The organism is Seleniivibrio woodruffii (genome assembly GCF_029267515.1).
Classification (GTDB): Bacteria; Chrysiogenota; Deferribacteres; order Deferribacterales; family Geovibrionaceae; genus Seleniivibrio; species Seleniivibrio woodruffii_A.
Window position 1 is genome coordinate 23,437 of sequence record NZ_JAJUIS010000014.1, and the last position, 19,017, is coordinate 42,453.

Below are 19,017 nucleotides of genomic sequence, written 5' to 3' on the forward strand. Positions count from 1 at the left end.
TGTCACCTATTTCAGCTTTTTAAGCTCTGCTATTTTATGTTGTGCGTCGGCGTAATTTCCGTCAAATTTCTGAACCGCCGAAAACCAATAAATTCCGTCCTCTGCAAAACCCTTGCCGCCAGCGCCGTTCAAAGCGGATTCGTATCTCTGCATTCCGAGCTGATAAGCAAGTTCACTTCTTTTTCGCTGAACTTTTTCCGTCTGCGGGTCGATATTTCCGAGCGCTTCATATGCACGCGCAATGTCTCCCGAACCGACGTATTTCATCGCCTCGCGGTACTGCACCTCCGGTGCACGTTCAAGGATAAGCTCAGTGTCACGGTTTATCTTCTTTATAAGCTCTTTCGCCTCCGGTTTTGAAGGCGAAAGCCCCGGAATATCGGTAGCTATTTTATAAGCCTGTGACATTTTCAGTTTCGCATCGTCTGTCTTGCCCTCAAGCCCAAGGTTGACCCCCTCTTCGTAAAGGGTTTTAGCCTTTTCAAGCATATCCTCACCCTCAACTATGCGCCGCAGCTTAGGGCGAAGGGCTATCGCCTGCCTGTTCAGCCTGTTAAGGTTCATAGCCGCAACCACAAGGTCGTATGCCTCCTGATACCGCCCTTCGTTATACAGTTGCTCTGCCTCACGGGAGAGCTCGTAACTTTTTGACGTAAAGGTGTAGTAAGCTCCGTATCCCGCAACGGCAAGAACGGCAAGCAGAATCAGAAACCTTTTCATTATTTAGCTCCCGACAGCTTTGTTTTCAGATATACATCCTTAATCTTCGCCGCTGTGTCCGCGGCTTCCTTCTGTCTGCCAAGTCCGGCATAGCCTATGGCGGTGTAATACCTGTACATATCGTCCGTGCCGCCTCTGAACATGTTCAGAAGCCCTTTATAGTTGCGTTTCTGCACCATTATGTCAGCGATGTGGAATTTATTCTCGCATGTTGCGAATTTAGATTCCTTCTCACCGATATAGAGCGAATTTGCAAATATGTATTCACCGTAGCCGCAAAGTCCCGGAAATATCTTGGTCCCCAGTGAATCCGCAAAAGACGTCATAGCTTTAGAGTCCTTTTTACCAGCTATGCACGCGCCTTTGACCTTAACAAACTCAACGGTATATTCAGTTATGCACTTATTAACAAGGTTGCAGTCGAACTCTCTGCCCGCTTCGTTGTAAAGATCTATAGCACGGCAGACGGGTGCGCCCGTCATATCATATTTCCCGTTAAAAGCGGCGAATCTGTCCATATATCCCTGCTTGTCGCCGTTGACCCAGTATCTGTCCAGCTCAAGCCCAGCAAGGTCGCCGTCCATATATTCGGTCTTAACCCTGTCAAAACGGACATAATCCTTCTGTTTATAGAAATATACACCAAAATATCGCTTTGATGACGAAGAGAGTGTGGAAAGTTTCGTGGAATCGAATATTTTTGCCACTGTTTCCGGCTTATCGGCATATTTTGCCGTCAGTTTCATCCTTACTGACTCGCTTGTCGATTTATCAAGAGTAGTTTTAAGCAGACTCTCGCTGACCGGACATTTTGAATCCAGATATGCTTCCAGAATTTTATCGTCCGGGTTTGCGACGGCGAAAACGGACGCTTTCCCGCAGTCTGTAGCTGTCAGCAGGGTCATATTGTCGGCGGACATCTGTTCTTTGTCAAAACGAGCATCGTCCGCGTTGATGATATCTTTCAGGTACTTCTGCGCATCGGCGGCTTTTCCCTGTTTCATATATGTTTTATAAAGCAGATATTTTGAATAATTGCGTTTCGACGCATCCGTTCCGTCCTTCAAATAGGCTTCCAGAGCGGGTGCGGAGACGGAATACAACCCGTCGCCGAACGCGTTCAGGCCGAGAATGTAATCGTCGTCCCCTGCATATACGGAAAAAGCGCAAAAAATCAGCAGAAACGCCGTAAACCTGCTTATTTGAGACATTCAGCCATCACCTCTATGGGATGTTTTACCTCTTTCATGCTCATATGCTCCATCTGCATTGTGCAGGTGGGACAGTCTGTCACGCCTATTTCGGCCTTACTGGCTTTCAGCTTATCTGTCATGGGCGTGCCTATCTTCGTACTGAGGTCGTAGTTATCCGCCTTCATACCCCAGCTTCCCGCCATTCCGCAGCAGTTGCTGGCGAGGTCTTCAACAACAGCACCTTTCAGGCAGGAAAGCATCTTAACTGAGCTTCCGTTATCCGGCAGCGCGCGCATATGGCAGGATTTGTGGTATGCCATGTGCAGTTTCGATTCGCTGAACTCCAGCTTATCCATATTCATATTAACAAGCGTGCTGATATGTATCAGCTTGCTTTTGACTTTTTTCGTAAATTCGTCATCGCGCAGGAACCCCCATTCTTTATAGAGCGAAAGCCCGCAGGACGTACAGGTTGTGACCACGTAATCAACCTCGTCCAGCAGCTTTCCCCAGCTTTTGCGGTTCTGCTCAACCTTATCCTTAGCGCCGTCAACCAGTCCTTTGGAAAGGTGCGGGATACCGCAGCAGTGCTGTTCCGGCACGATAACCTCTATCCCCGCCGCCTCAAGCACCTTTATCATCGCCTCGCCAATCTGCGGGCGGACGTAGCTTGCGTAGCAGCCTGCGAAATATAGAACCTTATGTTCACTTTTGAGTTTCGAGCGGTCTTTCAGTCTGTCGTGCAGAGAGTTTTTTGCCAGCGGCATAAACTCCCTCTCGGCAGATATACCTGAAACTATCTCCATGATGTTTCTGGCTATCTTATGCTTCATCACGGGTTCCAGCATCCATGTTACCTTGCGCAGACCACGTCCCATATCTTCCAGCTTTGTGGGGATTCTGTCGGTTAGGGAAACGCCGAAACGCTCAGCATACTGGGATTTAGCCTCTATGCTCAATTTCGGGATGTTCACAGCCGAAGGACATTCGATGTGGCAGCTTCCGCAGTTTACACAGTGGTTTATAACCTCCTGAAGCGCCTCTTCGTAAAGCGCCCTGTCGTCCACAGCGCCGCTGATGAGTGCCCGCAGGATGTTTGCCTTTGCTTTCGGTGCTGAATATTCGTCGCGTGTTATTTTATAGACGGGGCACATCCTCGTTGCAGATGTTACAGTCGTACATTTTGAACAGCCGTGGCACTTTTCAGCCTCTTCAACAAATCCGTCCGCCCATGTAAGGTTCTTGCGCGGAATGTCCTCGCTCCGGTAGTCTTTGCCGTAGCGCAGGAATTTCATCATCTGGTTTTCATCGTGATGGGTCTTTATCTCAGGGTTCAGCATATGCCCGCTGTCGAAGATGTTCTTTGTCTCCATGAACACATCGTAAAGCGCACCGTACTGCTTTTTAATGTATTTGCTGCGCAGCCTGCCGTCGCCGTGTTCGCCGCTGATGGCTCCTCCAAGACGGTTCACCAGCGCGAAGACTTCGTCGTCCAGCACTCGCAGAAGTTCTATGTCGTGGGGGTCTTTCAGGTTCAGCAGGGGTCTGGTGTGCAGAAGCCCCTTTGCGATGTGTCCGTATATAACGAATTTCGCCTCGTGGCTCTCAAGGATACCGTACAGCCCCTCGAAATATTCCACGAGCCTGTCGGTGGGCACAGCCGCGTCTTCAATAAGCGCAAGTATTTTACGTTCACCCTTTATCTTATAGAGAATCGGAACCGCCGCCTTGCGCACCGCCCAGAATTTTTCCTTCTCTTCGGTCGTAGCAGCTGTGTGCATCAGAGGTGAAAGGTTCTGCTCTTCCAGAATCACTTTGGCGCGCTCCGCAAGCTCAGTGGTTTCCTCTTCGGAGAAGCCGTCGAACTCGAACATACACACGTTATCGTAACCGTCGGGTATCGCTTCGTTGAGCTTTTCATCAAACTCCTTTGCGAATTTAAGGAGTGATTTATCCATTATCTCAATCCCCGCCGGGTTAAGTGGCAAAATAGCCTGCGTTGCCTTCGCGGAATTGATTATGTTGTCAAAATAAGCCACCACAAGGCTGTCGTGGGTAGGTTTTTTCAGCAGTCTGAATTTCAGACGGGTGGTGATTACAAGGGTACCCTCAGAACCGCCGATGAGCTTGCCGAGGCTCAGTCTGCCGCTGTCCACAAGTTTTTTAAGGTTATATCCGGCAACATTGAAGCGAATTGCAGGGTATCCGCTCTCGATTTTCTCCTGATTGCCTTCATAAAGGTCGAATAGTTTTCTGAACGGCTCGTCGAGGCTGTCGTAGTCAGTTCCGGCTATCTGACTGAGAGTATAGACCTTTCCTTCTGTGGTGACAAACTCCGCATCCTCAATGTAGTCGGAGACGTTGCCGTATTTAACGGAGTGCGCACCGCTGGCGTTAGTTCCCAACATGCCGCCGAATGTGGCGTATTCACCGCTTGAAGGGTCCGGCGGAAAAAAGAGTCCTTTGCCCTTGAGCGCAACCTCAAGCTCGCCGAATCTGTATCCGGGTTCGCAGACGAAAGTTTTGGTCTCTTCGTCTATATCTATGAGAGTATTCATGAACTTTGCGAAATCAAGGATTATGCCGCGACCGATTGCAGAACCGCATAGCCCCGAACCCGCACCCCTTGAATGGACGGACAGCCCGTATTTATTGGCGAATTTTACAGCCTCAACAACGTCCGAAGTGTCTTTAGGATAGACTATGCAGGCTGGTTCCACACGGAAGATGGAGCCGTCGGTGGAGTGCAGATATCTCCGCACAGCGTCTGTATATACTTCGCCACGGATATTTTCCGTAAGCTCGTCGAATATGTTCTTTGTAAGCTGGGGCATTTTATCTCCTTCCCTGCCGCCTGTTATGGCATCGGGCGTACTATCTTACAGACTTTTATCTTTCATTTCAAATACTACATATAATATTTAGAGGATATTTTTACGCAAGTTTTTAACTCTTGAAACCGGAGGGCGTATGCTATATCCTTCCGCTTATGAAAAAGATAAAATTAGCCATTACAACGGGCGACCCGTCCGGAATAGGCGCGGAAATAGCCTGTAAATTTGCTGAAAGCATAGCACAGAACGATGAATACGAAGTTATTCTTGTGTCTTACGAATATATTATAAGACATACTTTTGAAACACTGCTGAATAAGCCCATGCCGCCGCTAACTATTGTTGAACCGGATGAAAAGCTGACGTTTGACATAGAATACGGCGTGATAAAGCCTGAATACGGAAAGGCTTCCATGCTTTTCGTTGAAAAAGCCGTGCGTATGGTGCAAAGCGGTGAGGCGGACGCAGTTGTCACCTGCCCAATTAATAAAGCCTCCATTAAAGAGGGCGGCTATAACTTCCCCGGACACACGGAATTTCTCGGATTTCTGACGAAATCCAGACACTTCTCAATGCTTATGGTGGGCGACAAGGTGCGCTGCGTTCTGGCGACAACACACGTTCCCATGGAGCAGCTTGTTGATAAACTTGACGAAAAAGCCATTATGAATGCAATACTTAACGCCAATGCCGCCGGACAGTTCTTCTGCGGGAAACGGCAGCCCAGAATCGCCGTATGCGGACTCAACCCCCATGCAGGAGACAACGGTGCACTTGGCGACGAGGAGATAACACTTATTTCCCCTGTCGTTGAAATTGCACAGGCGGAGGGAATAGACGTTGAAGGTCCTTTCCCGGCCGATTCCCTGTTCGTTAAGGCGGCGAAAGGCGAATACGATTTCGTGGTTGTAATGTACCACGATCAGGGGCTTATCCCGGTCAAGATGGAATCATTCGGCAACGCTGTAAACGTCACCCTGAACCTGCCCATAATCAGAACCTCCGTTGACCACGGAACAGCTTTTGACATAGCGGGTAAGGGCATAGCCTCCTGCACAAGCATAAAAAGAGCCTCAGAAGTGGCTGCGGAAATGGTGAAAAATGCTCGACTTGCTTGATATTTACAAGAACGAATACGGATATACAAAAAAGAAGTTCGGTCAGCACTTTCTGACCAGCAGACATACCATCGACGACATAGCGCAATCACTTGCGGATGCAGAGTGCAAAAACGTGGTGGAAATAGGTCCCGGATGCGGAGTGCTCACCATCGCAATGCTTGAAAAGGGCGTGCGGGTGACATCTGTGGAAATTGACGAAGACCTTGCAAAATTCCTTCCCAGGTACCTGTTCATCTACCCCAAATTCAGGCTGATACACTCGGATTTCATGCTGATAGAAGAATCGCAGCTTCCGGAAGGCAAAATAGCCTTCGCAGGCAACCTGCCTTATAATGTTTCGGTGGAAATACTGATGCACTGCGTAAAGTTCTTCCACCGCATAGAGAAAATGACCTTTATGTTTCAGAAGGAGGTTGCGGACAGAATCAACGCAAAGCCTAACTGCAAGGAATACTCCTCCCTGTCCGTAATATCCTCATATTTCTTCACCATGAAAAAGCTGAAAGAGATATCAGGAGGTCAGTTCTGGCCAAACACTAAAGTGCGCTCAACAGTTCTTGAGTTCTACCCCAGAGAGAGGCATTTTGATATCGATCGGGAAAAACGTTTTCTGGATATGGTGCGTAATTCATTTGTACTGAAACGCAAAACACTCAAAAATAACCTTATGAAGCATATAGAAAATATTGAAGAAGTTCTGGAAAAAGCCGGACTGGCACAGAACATCCGCGGAGAGCAGATGACCCTTGCAGATTTCATCCGCCTGTTTGAGACATACGATGCACAACACTAACTTTTCAGATATGACCTTTACGGTTTTTGACACAGAAACAACCGGAATGTCCCCTGTCAAGGGTGCAAGACTGGTGGAAATCGCCGCTGTAAAGGTTAAACCCGGACTGACAGTTGACCTTCAGGACACATTCAGTTCCCTCATAAATCCAAAAACCGATATCCCGTATCAGGCATATGCCATACATGGGATCAATACACGCATGGTAGCTGATAAACCTGAAGCGTATCAGGTGCTTCCACAGTTTCTTGAGTTCACTGGAGACAGCATTGCCGCAGCCCACAATGCAGGCTTTGACTGCGCCTTCGTTGCTCACCACCTTGAGGAGAAAGGGATTCCCTTCGGACTCAATTGTGTAATAGATACTGTAAAATTATCAAGGGCTGCTGAAAAAGGCTTAAAGAGCTATTCTCTCGACAATCTTATACATCATTTCGACATGAAAATTCCACTTCCCGATACCTACCGTCACCGCGCTCTGTTTGATGCTGCTCATACGGCACTGCTCCTCTGTATCTGCTTGAAGAAATTAGCCAACGAAAACATATGCACACCTGCGCAGCTATTCATGCGACATCGACAGACATTCCATATTTTCAGGTAAAAAAGAAAACATTTGCAAAAAAAAAGGAACAGTTTTATTATTCAACTTTCAGATACCGTATTCATTATGCTTAATTGACACACAAACACGGAGAAAATATGGGCATCAGAGATTTTTTACGCGATAAAGTCCAGAAAGTTAATACTCCCGACCAACAGCGCAAGGAGATTGACGAAAAACTCTGGCTGAAATGCAGCGGATGCGGGGAGATAAATTACCACAAAGAGGTAACCAAAGCTCTCCAGACTTGCCCCAAGTGCGGAAAGCACTTTCCTATCACCGTCAGGGAAAAAATCGACATCATAATAGACCCAGGCACGTTTCAGGAGATCGACGAAAACCTGAAATCACTTGATCCGCTCAAATTCAAAGATTCAAAGAAATACCCGGACAGAGTTAAAGCTGCTGTCAAAAAAACGGGCATGAACGACGCATTCGTTTCAGGCATAGCCCGTATAAACGACAGACCAGTGCACATCGGAGGCATAGAATTCGGCTTCCTCGGCGGAAGTATGGGCAGCGTTGTCGGCGAAAAGATAGTCAGGCTCGTCGAGAGTGCCATTGAAAAAAACACCCACGTCATTACTATAAGCTGCTCCGGCGGCGCAAGGATGCAGGAGAGCATACTGTCGCTTATGCAGATGGCTAAAACCTCTGCCGCACTGGTAAAACTGCGCCAGAAAGGGCTTGGGCACATCTCACTGCTCACTGACCCCACAACAGGCGGTGTAACTGCGAGCTATGCGATGCTCGGCGACATAAACATTGCCGAACCGGGCGCACTTATCTGTTTCGCAGGTCCCAGAGTTATCGAACAGACAATCCGCCAGACCCTTCCCGAAGGCTTCCAGCGCTCCGAGTTCCTTCTTGAACACGGGATGGTGGACATGGTTCTCCACAGACAGGACTGGAAATCAGGTATTTCCAAGGTTCTGGAATTCTTCGGCTGATGCCGCACACGCTATTCGAAATATTCTTTAAACAAAGGGGTGAGTTCAAAAATCTTGAGCTCACCCTTAACCGTATCCGAAACGCCGCACAGTATTTCGGCATATCAGACAATATTGCTAAAAACATCATACATATAGCAGGCACCAACGGTAAGGGCAGCACGTCTTATTTCATAGACCAGATACTGCGTTTCAGAGGTCACTCCACAGGCTTGTTCACATCACCTCATATATTAAATGTACGCGAGCGCATTAAACTGAACGGCGAAGACATCTCCCCTGATGATTTCAACCGTGTTTTTTCAATTGTCGAGCCGGTCGTAATATCCTTCTCTCTCTCCTACTTTGAAACACTTACACTCATAGCGTTATATTATTATAAGGAGAAAGGGATAGACACCGCGATCATGGAAACGGGACTTGGCGGACGTTTTGATTCGACAAATATAATCAACACAAAAATACCTGTTATAACAAGTATATCTATGGACCACACAGAGTATCTCGGAAACGATATCATAACCATAGCTAACGAAAAGCTGGCAATAATAAAGGATAATCCCCTGTTTTTTCTCGGCAGGAACACTGAAGAGGTGCGTAAACACGTTCATGCACAGTTTCCGGACAAAACCATTGTGGAGCCAGACTACCCTGACACTCTGTTCAGAGGATTTGAAGAACCTTACGCAGACAATCTGCGGCTTGCTGAATCTGTCTGTGACCTTATCTGCAAAGGTGAAGTGCCTGAAAACCTGAAACTGCCCATGTGCCGCATGGAAAGGTTCGGCAGGTTCGTTCTGGACGGTGCCCATAACGAAGACGGACTGAAAAAACTTGCGCATTCTTACCGCGGTAAAGATCCTGTGCTCATCTTTTCATGCACAAGGGACAGGGACGCACAGAAGCATATTAATATTATGCAGGCTGTTGCGGCGGATATCATCGCAACTGAGATCCCTGATAACGAAAGAAGCATTGATGTCAATGACTTAAATATGGATATACTAAAGCGTGCAAATGTGAGCGAAGCTGTCAAATTAGCCGTTGAACTTAACCGAAATACTGATATACTCGTATGCGGTTCCCTGTATCTTTGTGCAGCGGTAAGGGAAATACTGGTCAAGGACAGCAAGTGAAAGTTATTCTCTCCATTATGATTGTTTGCCTCTGCATGGCGTCATACGCTGCAGAAAATGTTACCATTGAAGCTGACAACGTCGATTCGTCCGATCAGAACTTTTATCATGCCACAGGCAACGTTAAAGTTTTTCAAGGCGAACGCACTCTTACAGCCGACGATCTCCTATACTATAAGGACAAAGGATATATGGAGGCGACAGGCAACGTGCGTATGACGGAAGCCGACGAAACGGTTGACTGTCAGCGTATGGAATATGACACCCAGACCGAGACAGGGAAGTTTTATCAGGCGGACGCGTTTGTTCAGCCTTATAACTGGTTCACCGCCGACGAAGTTCACAAAACAGGCAAAAACTCCTATAAATTATTCGACACAACATTTACAACCTGTTCCGGCGACGATCCGGCATGGTCACTATCAGCATCGTCTGCAAAGATAGACGTGGGCGGGTATTTCTCCGCTTTCAACGTTGCCGGATGGGCAAAGAGCGTTCCTGTTTTCTATTCTCCTTATATTATATATCCAATAAAAAGCGAAAGAGAGACGGGCTTTCTCGTCCCAAAGCTGGGCTACAGCTCCACTATGGGCGCTTTTATCCAGCCGAAATTCTTCTATAACATAGACGTGGACAAAGACACTACTGTTGCCGCAACCTTCTCTCAGAATGAAAACACCCTGTATGCCAATGAGTTTCGTATGAAACCCAGTACAGACAGCACAATATATAACTATTTCGAATATGTCGCGAAAGACAGAAAATCTCCATCGGAAGAAACACAGGTTTCAGGTCCGGACAGAGAATCGGGGCGTTTCTTTATATATAATAAGTCGAACATAGCCATAACAGACAGTCTCAGGCTGAAAATTGATCTGGAAGCGGTTTCTGATTACAGCTATCAGGACGACTACGAAGACTACTCCATCGCCCAGAACTACGACAACGAGGATGAAACCTACTACAACAGCGTACAGCTTCTTTACGACACAAAGTACAGCGACCTTACGCTGAAATACAACGATATAATGTCTTACACCATTACAAGCACCTATCTGAAAGAGCATACATATCTGCGTCCGTCGCTCTCCGCTGAAAAAGATATATCCTTCGCTCCGGTCAATGTCAGATACTATGCCGCCCACGATGAGGTACGCAACACCAAGTTCATATACAACTACTCAACGGATACAAATGAACACAAAAAACTGGATTATACGAGAGACCATGCCACACTGATGTTCTATAAACCTATTCCGGTTTACATAGGTACGTTCACTCCCTCTGTCAAAGGTTACTACACAAGATGGTACGATTTCGACAGCAACTATGAGCTGGAAATGCCTGAGACCGACAAACATTCCGGCATGGCATATCTGGATGTTGACAACGACTCCATCACAAGACAAATGTACACCATCGACTACTCCTTCGCATTTGCAGAAATTTTTAAAAATTACGGCGGTTTCCGCCACTCCATATACAACACCCTGAGATACGTCCAGACACCTGACGTTGACCAGACCAATTTGTTCGACTACATTGATCAGGATATAATTGAGGAAACCAGAAACTACTCGTATTCACTTAAAAACTACTTTAAAGCTCCCGACTGGATGCTGAAACTGGAAAACGTTCAGGGTTATGAGATGACCCGTCAGGATCACCGCTATGAGCCGCTTGTAACAAAAATTGAACTCTATACGACCAAAGGTTTTTACAGCTATTTTGAGCATGAATACAACTATTATGAAAAAGACGCCGACTTCCTTCTCACCCGTCTGAGCTTATCCGCCGGGAAATTCATAGTTTCCGGCAAATTTGCCTATGACAAAGAGACCAGCGACGACAAAAACACTACCATTCAGGGAACGATAACCTATACTACACCTAAATATGACCTTTCATACAGCAGAACCAGCTCCGGCTGGAACAATAAGCTGTCTTGGAAGGCGGAATCGTCAGTGGATGATTCCGTTAACCTGCTTTATAAGAGTGAATGCTGGGAAGCAGGCATTTCATACAAAAGAAAGACAGAGATAAAAGACGTTTCAGTCAGCAACGAAAGCGATGTCGAACACATAGTAATGCTCACTCTCGGACTCAGAGGACTGGGCAAATATACTTCATCCGTATACACAGCGACCACAACGGAGAACGGAGACAATGATGAATAAGTTTCTTATGACGGCGGCAGCCGTTCTGCTTTTCAGTATAAACGCATACGCTATGGTGGTTAATGGTTCATCCACAGTTACCGTTCATGGTGACAACATAAAACAGGCGGACTCCTCCGCAAAAACCGGTGCGCTTCTGAATGCGCTTTACAACTATTTCTCCAGACAGCAGGATGATCAACCCGGTTCGGAGATGCCCGAAATAACGTCTGAATACCTTAAATTTATAAGAAGCTACAAGATAGTTGACAGAAGATACAGCCACGGCACAATAACCTATTCGGTCATAGCAGACGTGGACAAACTAAGCCTTGCCGACGTTGCGTATATGATAAAATCCAGAACCGACAACGCAGTATATGTAATTGACGAATCACATGACAACTATGAAAATAACGCGGCAATAACCAACGCTCTGAAAAATAACGCTTTCAGTACAAAATATCAGATGGACTTCCTCTCCACAGTGGCGGACAGCGCCCTGCCCGACCTTGTTTACGAAGCGTTCCAGAATTCCAAAGCACAATATCTTTTCGATATAAAAGCTGAGACCGCAGCAAACGGTGGAAAATGCACGGCAACTGTCAGCATCCGCGTGGCAGGAAAAGCAAAAGAATTCAGCCCTGTGAAAACTTCAGGGGAAGGCTCAGGACAGTCCGAAACATCATGTGTTGCATCGGCACTTTACAACGCAATGGATCTTGCGCTCTATTCCGTTCGCGAGGGAGCGATTCCGGCACCGTCGCTTGATAGGGAACTGACCAAAATAACCCTTACGGCTGCGAACTACGCCAATTTTGCAACACCCAAAAATCTTATGGAAACGCTGAAAAGAAAAACATTCATAACCAACTACAGTATAAAAGGTTTTGCCGAAAAATCACTTGACATCGAAGCCGAAATTTATGTGTCGCCTGATATGCTCCTTAAAAAGCTGCAGGGGATACAGAAGCAGTACGGTTTTACGGCATCGAAACTGGAAGGCGGGAACATTCTCCTTGATTTTACGTCGCAGGAGTAATAATCTTTATCATGATAGACAGGATACTAGAAGATATCAAACCTAAAAGAAAGGTTCTGATACTTACTCACAACAACCCTGATCCTGACACCATAGCCGCGGCGACCGGTCTAAGGTACATTCTATCCGCCAAACTGAAAAAGCGATGTACAATAGGATTTTACGGCATTGTCGGCAGAGCAGAGAACCGTGAACTTCTTCGTCTCTGCAAAATCCAGATGCATAGCTCAGTAAAGCTGAATTTTGCCCGCTACGACTATCTCATAGTTGTGGACACACAGCCCAAAGCCGGAAATGTCTTTATACCAGACGGGTTTAATGCCGACGTTGTAATTGATCATCACAACTACCGCCATTCAACATCCGAAGTACGCCTGCACGATGTCAGGCAGGAAGCCGGCAGCACCAGCACAATTATCACAGAATATATGAAGCATCTGAACATCATTCCCGACACAGATACTGCAACAGCGCTTTATTACGGAATAAAGACCGATACGGTGGGGTCCGGGCGCACGAACACCTGCATAGACAAAGCCATGATGTCATATATATTTCCCTATATTTCACACAAGAAGCTCACAAAAATTGAAAACCCCGAAGTTCCCAGATACTATTTCAAAAACCTGAAAAAAGCTGTAGAATGTTCAGAGATCATTGATAATCTCATCTTCTGCGATCTGGGCGAGGTGCGCAATGCCGATCTGATAGCGGAAACAAGCGATTTTCTGCTGAGGATGCGGGATATAAAGTGGACTTTTGTCGTCGGAAGAATAGACAATAACGGTTTCTTCTCGCTGCGGTCAAAATCCACCAGAACAGCAGTCGGCAGAATGGCCATAAGCCTTGTTAAAGGGCTTGGCACAGGCGGCGGACATATGAAATCAGCCGGCGGGCAGCTTAACCTTACTGACAAAGAATACGCAGCAGTAATAAGCACCATAAAAGAACGGCTGCTCAAAAAGATTGGTATCAAAAACACTGAAATCAAAAAGATTTGACTTGCATAAAAAGACAAGTATACTCTTATTATAAGGAGGCAACCATGAAGTATATCTGCACAATCTGCGGCTGGATTTATGACCCTGCAGTGGGTGACCCTGACGGAGGTATCGACCCCGGTACAGCTTTCGAAGATATCCCCGAAGACTGGGTCTGCCCCGAATGCGGCGTAGGCAAAGACAGCTTTGAGGCTTATCAGGACTAAGGAACAAAGCCGCCGCAAAGCAAAAACGGCGGCTTTTTTTCAGTTATTTTTCTTGGAGGAAATATGCATGCTACTTTGCTTAAAAAAGACGTTTACTGGGTCGGTGTAAAAGACCCTGAGCTTGAGATTTTCGACATAGTTATCCCCACGGAACACGGAACGACATACAACAGCTACCTTGTTGTGGGCAAAGAGAAAACAGCTCTCATAGAAGCCTGCAAACTTAATTTTCAGAAGGAATATATCGCCCGTATAGAAGAGATCATGCCAATCAGCAGGATTGATTACGTCATTCTGAACCATAACGAACCGGACCACTCCGGCGCTCTGCCGACGCTGCTTGATCTCAACCCCGATATGGAGGTTATCTACTCCAAAACAGCGAAGACCTTCGTTGAAAATATTGTCAACCGTGACTTCAAAGGAAGAGCCGTCGGTGATGAGGATGTTATAGATCTCGGCGGGAAAACGCTCCGGTTCTTCCATACGCCTTTTCTGCACTGGCCCGACACCATGTTCACCTATCTGGTTGAGGACGAAATGCTCTTCCCCTGTGACTTTCTCGGCGCGCACTACTGCCCCAAGGAAGACATACTCCTGAACAGAGACATTGAGGAAAAGGAAGTGGCGAAAGAGGCGTTCCGCTTCTATTATTCCATGATAATGCGCCCCTATAAGGAGCATATAACCAAAGCTCTGCAAAAGATTAATGGGTTAAAAATAGACATGGTCTGCCCTTCACATGGTCCCATACTCGTTGAAGACATCGACTTTTACATGGATTTCTATGAAAAGTCGGCAGCCCGCTATTATAAAAACATGACGACCCGTCAGGTTACTCTTGTATACGCAACTGCCTACGGCAACACGAAAAAGCTGGCTGACCAGATACGAGCCGGAATCGAAGAGGTTGGCGTCCGTGTGGACATGTATGATTCCGCCACAACGGATATAATGACCCTCATCGACTCTATAGAGATATCCCACGGCGTGCTCATCGGCACCCCTACCCTTAATGCAAAAGCACCACATCCGGTACTTGAGCTGTTCTCATATTTCGTTGTTCTCAACGTTGTGAACAGGCTTGGCGGCTGTTTCGGTTCATATGGCTGGAGCGGCGAAGGGGTCAAGGTTTCAGAAGATATAATGAAGACCATGCGGATGAAAACACCTCTGCCCTCGTTCAAAGTTAAGATGACACCATCCGAACATGAATTGAGAGATGCTTATCAGTGGGGCAGGGATTTCGGTATGCAGGTTCTGGAAGCTCAGTAAAATATTCAATCACAAAATTAAAGAGGCAGCCATGAGGCTGCCTCTTTTTATATCCGAAAGAGTTATGCTCTTCTTCTGCGTATCAGGTATATTCCGCCAGCGGTGAACATGAGTATCAGAGCAATTGGCGAACCGTCTTTGGATGCGGAACATCCGCCTCCTCCACCGCCGCCTGAATCCACTGTATCTACGTCTGTGTCGGTATCACCGCTATCAGTGCTTCCGCCGTCATCAGTAGTACCGTTCATCTTTCCGTCTATCCATGACGTATACTGGGAAACTCTGGTATATATTCCGTAATAATTGGGCTGTGCACACTGATATCCGTTACTGACTATACCGATTACAATATAGTTTGATCCGTCCTGAACGAACAGAGGACCGCCGCTGTCTCCGGAACAGGAGTCCTTTCCGCCTTCGGCATAGCCCGCACAGAGCATGTTATCGGTCATACTGTATCCGGAAACCTCACTGCACGTTGTATTGGAAACAACAGGCAAATCCACCTCCATAAGGTCTGTGGGATAGGTATGCACGGTGTCAGGATAAGCTGTTGTACCCCAGCCGGCAACTGTTGCCAGTGTGCCCACCGAGAAAGCGGGATAGGTTGTTGAGGAGAGACCGTCTATAGTATCCTCAGAAAGAGACGTGCTCAGTTTTAAAAGAGCAATGTCGTTGTTGAAAGTCACGCTGTTATAGCTTTCATGGACGTATACAGCCGACACCCTGACCTTTGTGCCGCTGGTTGATGCCGTTGTGGAGAGAACGTTCGTTCCCGCCAGCACCCGCAGGTTGCTGATGGCAGTGGCAGTGGTGTAATCCTCCATGCAATGCGCCGCGGTCAGAACCCAGTCGGCGGCAATGAGCGTTCCCCCGCAAAACTGCTGATTAAGCTCTGTGGCGCCATTTGTCGTATCCAGAATCGCAACAACGAAAGGATATTCGCCGTCAGTCGCCTCTGTTCCGCCTATAATCTTTCCGGAAACATCTGTGGCGGAAGCAGGAAGAAAAGAAATGAACACAAATCCTGCAATTATCAAAATTTTTAATCTGGTAATCATAACCGACCTCGTGAACTGTTTTGTCGTGATATTATCATATTAATATGCTACTACAAAGTAATTAATACCTCAACGGTGTGACATGAAAACCATAATTTTCACAATTTTAATTTCTTGCGCCTCTTTTGCTTTTGCAATGGGCGACAGGAGCACCCTCTCATCTTTTGAAAAAGTGAACGGGTTCGCTCCTGTGAGTAAACCCGCATACGGAGTAAGGATATTCAACTCTGAAGATGAATACAGCGCGTTTCACAGAGCAAGAGCCGTTATGAATAAAAATACGCAGCCTTTCGACTACGCAAATTTCTCTCTTCTTGTTGCTTATTTCGGAAAAGAAGCGGGCGGTTCGTGCATAGAGGTATACCGCATTGACGAAACTGAAAAATCCATAGTGGTCTATGCGGAGCCTGTAAAATGCTCAAAAGAGTGGTATGCGCCATATGTGTACTATAAGATTAAAAAAACCGTTAAACCCGCAAAAATCATAGTTAAATAATGGTGTGCAAAAAATATAGCACGGATGAAACCATACTATTGACATTAAAGTGAAAGCCTGATATACATTTGATTCCTTTTCGGAATCACGAATATGGAGAGGTGTCCGAGTCAGGCTGAAGGAGCACGCCTGGAAAGTGTGTGTACGCTAACACGTACCGAGGGTTCGAATCCCTCCCTCTCCGTTTTTGATGCTTTAAAAATAAATATCAGGCTGGCCCGATGGGGTCTCTGCAATGAATTTCCCGCGAACCCCGCCAGGTTCGGAAGAAAGCAACGGTAGCGGGTTAATTTGTGTGCCGGAGTAACCCTGTCGGGTCTTAAATTTTAATTTTTCGGTCAAATATTGCCTCACGAGGTACTTCAATATGATCTCCAAGTTCAGACAACAGAAAAAGATGACAGTTTTTGCCCTTTGGTTTGTGATTGCGGCGTTTGTTGCAACCATTTTCTTCGCATGGGGTATAGGTGACAAGGTTGCCCAGAGCCACTATGCAATAAAGGTTAACGAGACTGTCATTTCTGACGCTGATTTCAGCCAGAAACTAGACGCAACAAGAGAAAATTTCCGCAGTCTCTTCGGAAATCAGGTTGACCAGATTATGAAGGACAACCTGTTGGAAAAGACTGTTATGAACGATCTCATCGGTCAGGCGCTCCTCATTGAAGAGGCAAAAAGACTGAACATCCCCGTTTCCGACGCGGAAGTACAGATGTACATCCAGAACATGCAGTCATTTCAGGTTGACGGCCAGTTCAACATCGAACAATACACTAACATTCTTGCAAGAAACAGAATGACTCCGGCAATCTTCGAACAGAAGGTTAAAGAGGACATCACTGCACAGAAAATGACTGAAATGATTAAAAACAGTGTGTCCGTAACAGACAAAGAAATTGAGATGGAATACAAGTTCCGCAACACTAATGCTGTTATCAACTATATTGAGTTTAACGCTGACGACTTCGCCGGAACTGTTAAAGTGGATGAAGCCGCTGTCAAAAAATTCTATGATGAAAACAAAGAAGCATACAGAGTCCCAGAAAAAGCAAATTTCATAGCTCTTGTGTTCGACCCGTCTCTTATGAAAAACATCGACATACCTGTGAGCGATAAAGAAATTGAAGACTATTTCATCAGAAACAAAGCGTCTCTGATACAGCCAGAAAGTGTTAAAGCATCACACATCCTTTTCAAGGTTGACGACTGGAACAACAAACAGGATGTTGACGCAAAAGAAAAACTTGCCAAAGAAGTGCTCGGCATGGCTAAATCCGGTGCAGACTTCGCAGAGCTTGCAAAAAAATACTCAGCAGATTCCAGCGGACAGAACGGCGGCGACCTCGGCTATTTCAAAAAAGGTCAGATGGTTCCCCAGTTCGAAGCTGCCGCTTTCAAACTTAAAAACGGCGAAATCTCAGATATCGTGAAAACCCAGTTCGGTTTCCACATCATCAAAACTGTTGACCACAAAATCGAAACCAGCCCCACTCTTGAGCAGGCAAAACCTCAGATAGCCGACCTTATTAAAAAAGAAAAAGGTCAGGCGGCTTTCAAAAGTTTCGTTTTCGACAAATATAAAGAGATTGTTGCTGAATCAAACATTACTGCATACAACAAGAAAAACGGTAATAAACTCCCCGTTGTAACTCTTAACGGCATCACCGAAACAGGCGTTGGAACCCCTCTTGAAGGTAAGCCTGATATGGTGAAAAAACTCATGAGCATGTCCAAAACCGAAGTCAGCCAGATAATGGATTTCGATGATAAAAAAGTAATCTTCGAAATGACAGACAAATTTCCCTCGTTCATCCCGCCTTTTGATAAAATCAAAGGACTGGTTGAGGGCGAATATAAAGGACAGGCAAATATCAAGGCTGCTGAAAAAGCTGCCGCTGAGGCTTCAAAACTTGCCTCCATTCAGGACGCGGCTGCAAAAACGGGTAAGACGTTTGTAACACCCAAAGCGTTTAACAGAAACGAACCTATTGAGAATCTGGGAATGAATAACGATCTTATGGACAGCATATTCAAAGCCAAACCTGGTTCATTCCTTCAAAAGCCATATACGGTGAGCGGCAAGGTTTTCCTTGTTCAGGTTGTAAGCCTTACACCTCCCGCAACCACTGTAACTCCTGAAATGAAGGACCAGTTGGTTTCAGCGCTGCTGGGCGTCAAACAGAACGAAGCTGTTAAAGACTATGTTGAATCACTTAAAAAGACAGCGAAAATTGAGGTCAGTCCTCAATACAAACAATTCTACGTTAAGTAACAAAAAGCCCGCGTGATGAACTGTATCCTTAAATTTGGACACTAATAAAAAGCCCCTTAGCGAATAGCTAAAGGGCTTTTTTTCGTATACACTAAATTTAAAGGAGAGAGTTCATGCGCGAACGTGAGTTTACCCCCGAAGAACGTCAATCGCTTGA

The 19,017-nt window shown here is 46.3% G+C and carries 16 protein-coding genes, 1 tRNA gene and 1 other RNA gene; 14 read left to right on the top strand and 4 right to left on the bottom strand.

Translation table 11 applies throughout. The features are described from left to right. Window positions 1-6 precede the first annotated feature (6 nt). Genes Q7P67_RS11750 through Q7P67_RS11760 form a run of 3 tightly spaced genes read right to left on the bottom strand, consistent with a single transcriptional unit; the run spans window position 7 to window position 4,747 of the window. On the bottom strand, window positions 7-720 hold the full coding sequence (locus tag Q7P67_RS11750) for a hypothetical protein (protein ID WP_303852354.1): 714 nt from the start codon (window positions 718-720) through the stop codon (window positions 7-9). Further along, complete coding sequence (locus tag Q7P67_RS11755; RefSeq protein WP_303852356.1) at window positions 720-1,931, bottom strand: hypothetical protein; 1,212 nt, start codon at window positions 1,929-1,931, stop codon at window positions 720-722. The genes Q7P67_RS11750 and Q7P67_RS11755 overlap by 1 nt, the downstream gene beginning before the upstream one ends. Then, on the bottom strand, window positions 1,919-4,747 hold the full coding sequence (locus Q7P67_RS11760) for an anaerobic glycerol-3-phosphate dehydrogenase subunit C (RefSeq protein WP_303852358.1): 2,829 nt from the start codon (window positions 4,745-4,747) through the stop codon (window positions 1,919-1,921). The genes Q7P67_RS11755 and Q7P67_RS11760 overlap by 13 nt, the downstream gene beginning before the upstream one ends. Before the next feature lie 155 nt (window positions 4,748-4,902). Between Q7P67_RS11760 and pdxA the strand changes: the two genes are divergently transcribed. The 10 genes from pdxA to Q7P67_RS11810 all read left to right on the top strand — a co-directional run bounded on the left by pdxA (window position 4,903) and on the right by Q7P67_RS11810 (window position 15,031). Continuing rightward, a complete protein-coding gene (gene pdxA / locus Q7P67_RS11765) occupies window positions 4,903-5,865 on the top strand; it encodes a 4-hydroxythreonine-4-phosphate dehydrogenase PdxA (RefSeq protein ID WP_303852360.1) in 963 nt (320 codons plus the stop codon). Then, window positions 5,849-6,661, top strand: coding sequence for a 16S rRNA (adenine(1518)-N(6)/adenine(1519)-N(6))-dimethyltransferase RsmA (gene rsmA / locus Q7P67_RS11770; protein ID WP_303852362.1), 813 nt, complete (start codon window positions 5,849-5,851; stop codon window positions 6,659-6,661). The genes pdxA and rsmA overlap by 17 nt, the downstream gene beginning before the upstream one ends. Then, window positions 6,648-7,265 carry a PolC-type DNA polymerase III gene (locus tag Q7P67_RS11775; RefSeq protein WP_303852364.1) on the top strand — a complete coding sequence of 206 codons (618 nt, stop codon included), beginning with the start codon at window positions 6,648-6,650 and terminating at the stop codon, window positions 7,263-7,265. The genes rsmA and Q7P67_RS11775 overlap by 14 nt, the downstream gene beginning before the upstream one ends. A 98-nt stretch (window positions 7,266-7,363) precedes the next feature. Beyond that, complete coding sequence (accD, locus tag Q7P67_RS11780; protein ID WP_303852366.1) at window positions 7,364-8,215, top strand: acetyl-CoA carboxylase, carboxyltransferase subunit beta; 852 nt, start codon at window positions 7,364-7,366, stop codon at window positions 8,213-8,215. Then, window positions 8,215-9,351 carry a folylpolyglutamate synthase/dihydrofolate synthase family protein gene (locus Q7P67_RS11785; RefSeq protein ID WP_303852368.1) on the top strand — a complete coding sequence of 379 codons (1,137 nt, stop codon included), beginning with the start codon at window positions 8,215-8,217 and terminating at the stop codon, window positions 9,349-9,351. Before accD ends, Q7P67_RS11785 begins: the two co-directional genes overlap by 1 nt. Window positions 9,352-9,386: 35 nt before the next feature. Beyond that, window positions 9,387-11,528, top strand: a complete 2,142-nt coding sequence (locus Q7P67_RS11790; protein ID WP_303852369.1) for an LPS-assembly protein LptD — start codon at window positions 9,387-9,389, stop codon at window positions 11,526-11,528. Continuing rightward, window positions 11,518-12,549, top strand: coding sequence for a hypothetical protein (locus Q7P67_RS11795; RefSeq protein ID WP_303852371.1), 1,032 nt, complete (start codon window positions 11,518-11,520; stop codon window positions 12,547-12,549). The genes Q7P67_RS11790 and Q7P67_RS11795 overlap by 11 nt, the downstream gene beginning before the upstream one ends. An 11-nt stretch (window positions 12,550-12,560) precedes the next feature. Next, on the top strand, window positions 12,561-13,550 hold the full coding sequence (locus Q7P67_RS11800) for a bifunctional oligoribonuclease/PAP phosphatase NrnA (protein ID WP_303852373.1): 990 nt from the start codon (window positions 12,561-12,563) through the stop codon (window positions 13,548-13,550). A 44-nt stretch (window positions 13,551-13,594) separates the two neighbouring features. Beyond that, window positions 13,595-13,756 carry a rubredoxin gene (gene rd / locus Q7P67_RS11805; protein ID WP_303852375.1) on the top strand — a complete coding sequence of 54 codons (162 nt, stop codon included), beginning with the start codon at window positions 13,595-13,597 and terminating at the stop codon, window positions 13,754-13,756. A 63-nt stretch (window positions 13,757-13,819) separates the two neighbouring features. Continuing rightward, window positions 13,820-15,031, top strand: coding sequence for an FprA family A-type flavoprotein (locus tag Q7P67_RS11810; protein WP_303852376.1), 1,212 nt, complete (start codon window positions 13,820-13,822; stop codon window positions 15,029-15,031). 62 nt (window positions 15,032-15,093) lie between these two features. Here the strand turns inward: Q7P67_RS11810 and Q7P67_RS11815 are convergent, their stop codons facing one another. Beyond that, the gene (locus Q7P67_RS11815) at window positions 15,094-16,092 is read right to left on the bottom strand and encodes a serine protease (RefSeq protein WP_303852377.1); all 999 of its coding nucleotides are present in this window, start codon (window positions 16,090-16,092) and stop codon (window positions 15,094-15,096) included. Window positions 16,093-16,174: 82 nt separating this feature from the next. Here Q7P67_RS11815 and Q7P67_RS11820 point away from each other — a divergent pair, with 82 nt between their 5' ends. From Q7P67_RS11820 to Q7P67_RS11835, 4 genes are all read left to right on the top strand, one after another. Further along, window positions 16,175-16,588 carry a hypothetical protein gene (locus tag Q7P67_RS11820; RefSeq protein WP_303852379.1) on the top strand — a complete coding sequence of 138 codons (414 nt, stop codon included), beginning with the start codon at window positions 16,175-16,177 and terminating at the stop codon, window positions 16,586-16,588. A gap of 95 nt (window positions 16,589-16,683) precedes the next feature. Next, a tRNA-Ser gene (locus tag Q7P67_RS11825) sits at window positions 16,684-16,772 on the top strand. 35 nt (window positions 16,773-16,807) lie between these two features. After that, window positions 16,808-16,906, top strand: an RNA gene (gene ffs, locus Q7P67_RS11830) — signal recognition particle sRNA small type. A 49-nt stretch (window positions 16,907-16,955) separates the two neighbouring features. Continuing rightward, on the top strand, window positions 16,956-18,860 hold the full coding sequence (locus Q7P67_RS11835) for a SurA N-terminal domain-containing protein (protein ID WP_303852381.1): 1,905 nt from the start codon (window positions 16,956-16,958) through the stop codon (window positions 18,858-18,860). Window positions 18,861-19,017 lie beyond the last annotated feature (157 nt).

What these genes read in the sequence shown, in the direction of transcription:
- Q7P67_RS11760 (WP_303852358.1), bottom strand. Translation starts at nt 4,747, where the DNA reads ATGCCCCAGCTTACAAAGAACATATTCGACGAGCTTACGGAAAATATC.
- Q7P67_RS11750 (WP_303852354.1), bottom strand. Translation starts at nt 720, where the DNA reads ATGAAAAGGTTTCTGATTCTGCTTGCCGTTCTTGCCGTTGCGGGATAC.
- Q7P67_RS11815 (WP_303852377.1), bottom strand. Translation starts at nt 16,092, where the DNA reads ATGATTACCAGATTAAAAATTTTGATAATTGCAGGATTTGTGTTCATT.
- Q7P67_RS11755 (WP_303852356.1), bottom strand. Translation starts at nt 1,931, where the DNA reads ATGTCTCAAATAAGCAGGTTTACGGCGTTTCTGCTGATTTTTTGCGCT.
- Q7P67_RS11795 (WP_303852371.1), top strand. Translation starts at nt 11,518, where the DNA reads ATGATGAATAAGTTTCTTATGACGGCGGCAGCCGTTCTGCTTTTCAGT.
- rsmA (WP_303852362.1), top strand. Translation starts at nt 5,849, where the DNA reads ATGCTCGACTTGCTTGATATTTACAAGAACGAATACGGATATACAAAA.
- Q7P67_RS11790 (WP_303852369.1), top strand. Translation starts at nt 9,387, where the DNA reads ATGGCGTCATACGCTGCAGAAAATGTTACCATTGAAGCTGACAACGTC.
- pdxA (WP_303852360.1), top strand. Translation starts at nt 4,903, where the DNA reads ATGAAAAAGATAAAATTAGCCATTACAACGGGCGACCCGTCCGGAATA.
- Q7P67_RS11810 (WP_303852376.1), top strand. Translation starts at nt 13,820, where the DNA reads ATGCATGCTACTTTGCTTAAAAAAGACGTTTACTGGGTCGGTGTAAAA.
- Q7P67_RS11775 (WP_303852364.1), top strand. Translation starts at nt 6,648, where the DNA reads ATGCACAACACTAACTTTTCAGATATGACCTTTACGGTTTTTGACACA.
- rd (WP_303852375.1), top strand. Translation starts at nt 13,595, where the DNA reads ATGAAGTATATCTGCACAATCTGCGGCTGGATTTATGACCCTGCAGTG.
- Q7P67_RS11800 (WP_303852373.1), top strand. Translation starts at nt 12,561, where the DNA reads ATGATAGACAGGATACTAGAAGATATCAAACCTAAAAGAAAGGTTCTG.
- Q7P67_RS11835 (WP_303852381.1), top strand. Translation starts at nt 16,956, where the DNA reads ATGATCTCCAAGTTCAGACAACAGAAAAAGATGACAGTTTTTGCCCTT.
- Q7P67_RS11820 (WP_303852379.1), top strand. Translation starts at nt 16,175, where the DNA reads ATGAAAACCATAATTTTCACAATTTTAATTTCTTGCGCCTCTTTTGCT.
- accD (WP_303852366.1), top strand. Translation starts at nt 7,364, where the DNA reads ATGGGCATCAGAGATTTTTTACGCGATAAAGTCCAGAAAGTTAATACT.
- Q7P67_RS11785 (WP_303852368.1), top strand. Translation starts at nt 8,215, where the DNA reads ATGCCGCACACGCTATTCGAAATATTCTTTAAACAAAGGGGTGAGTTC.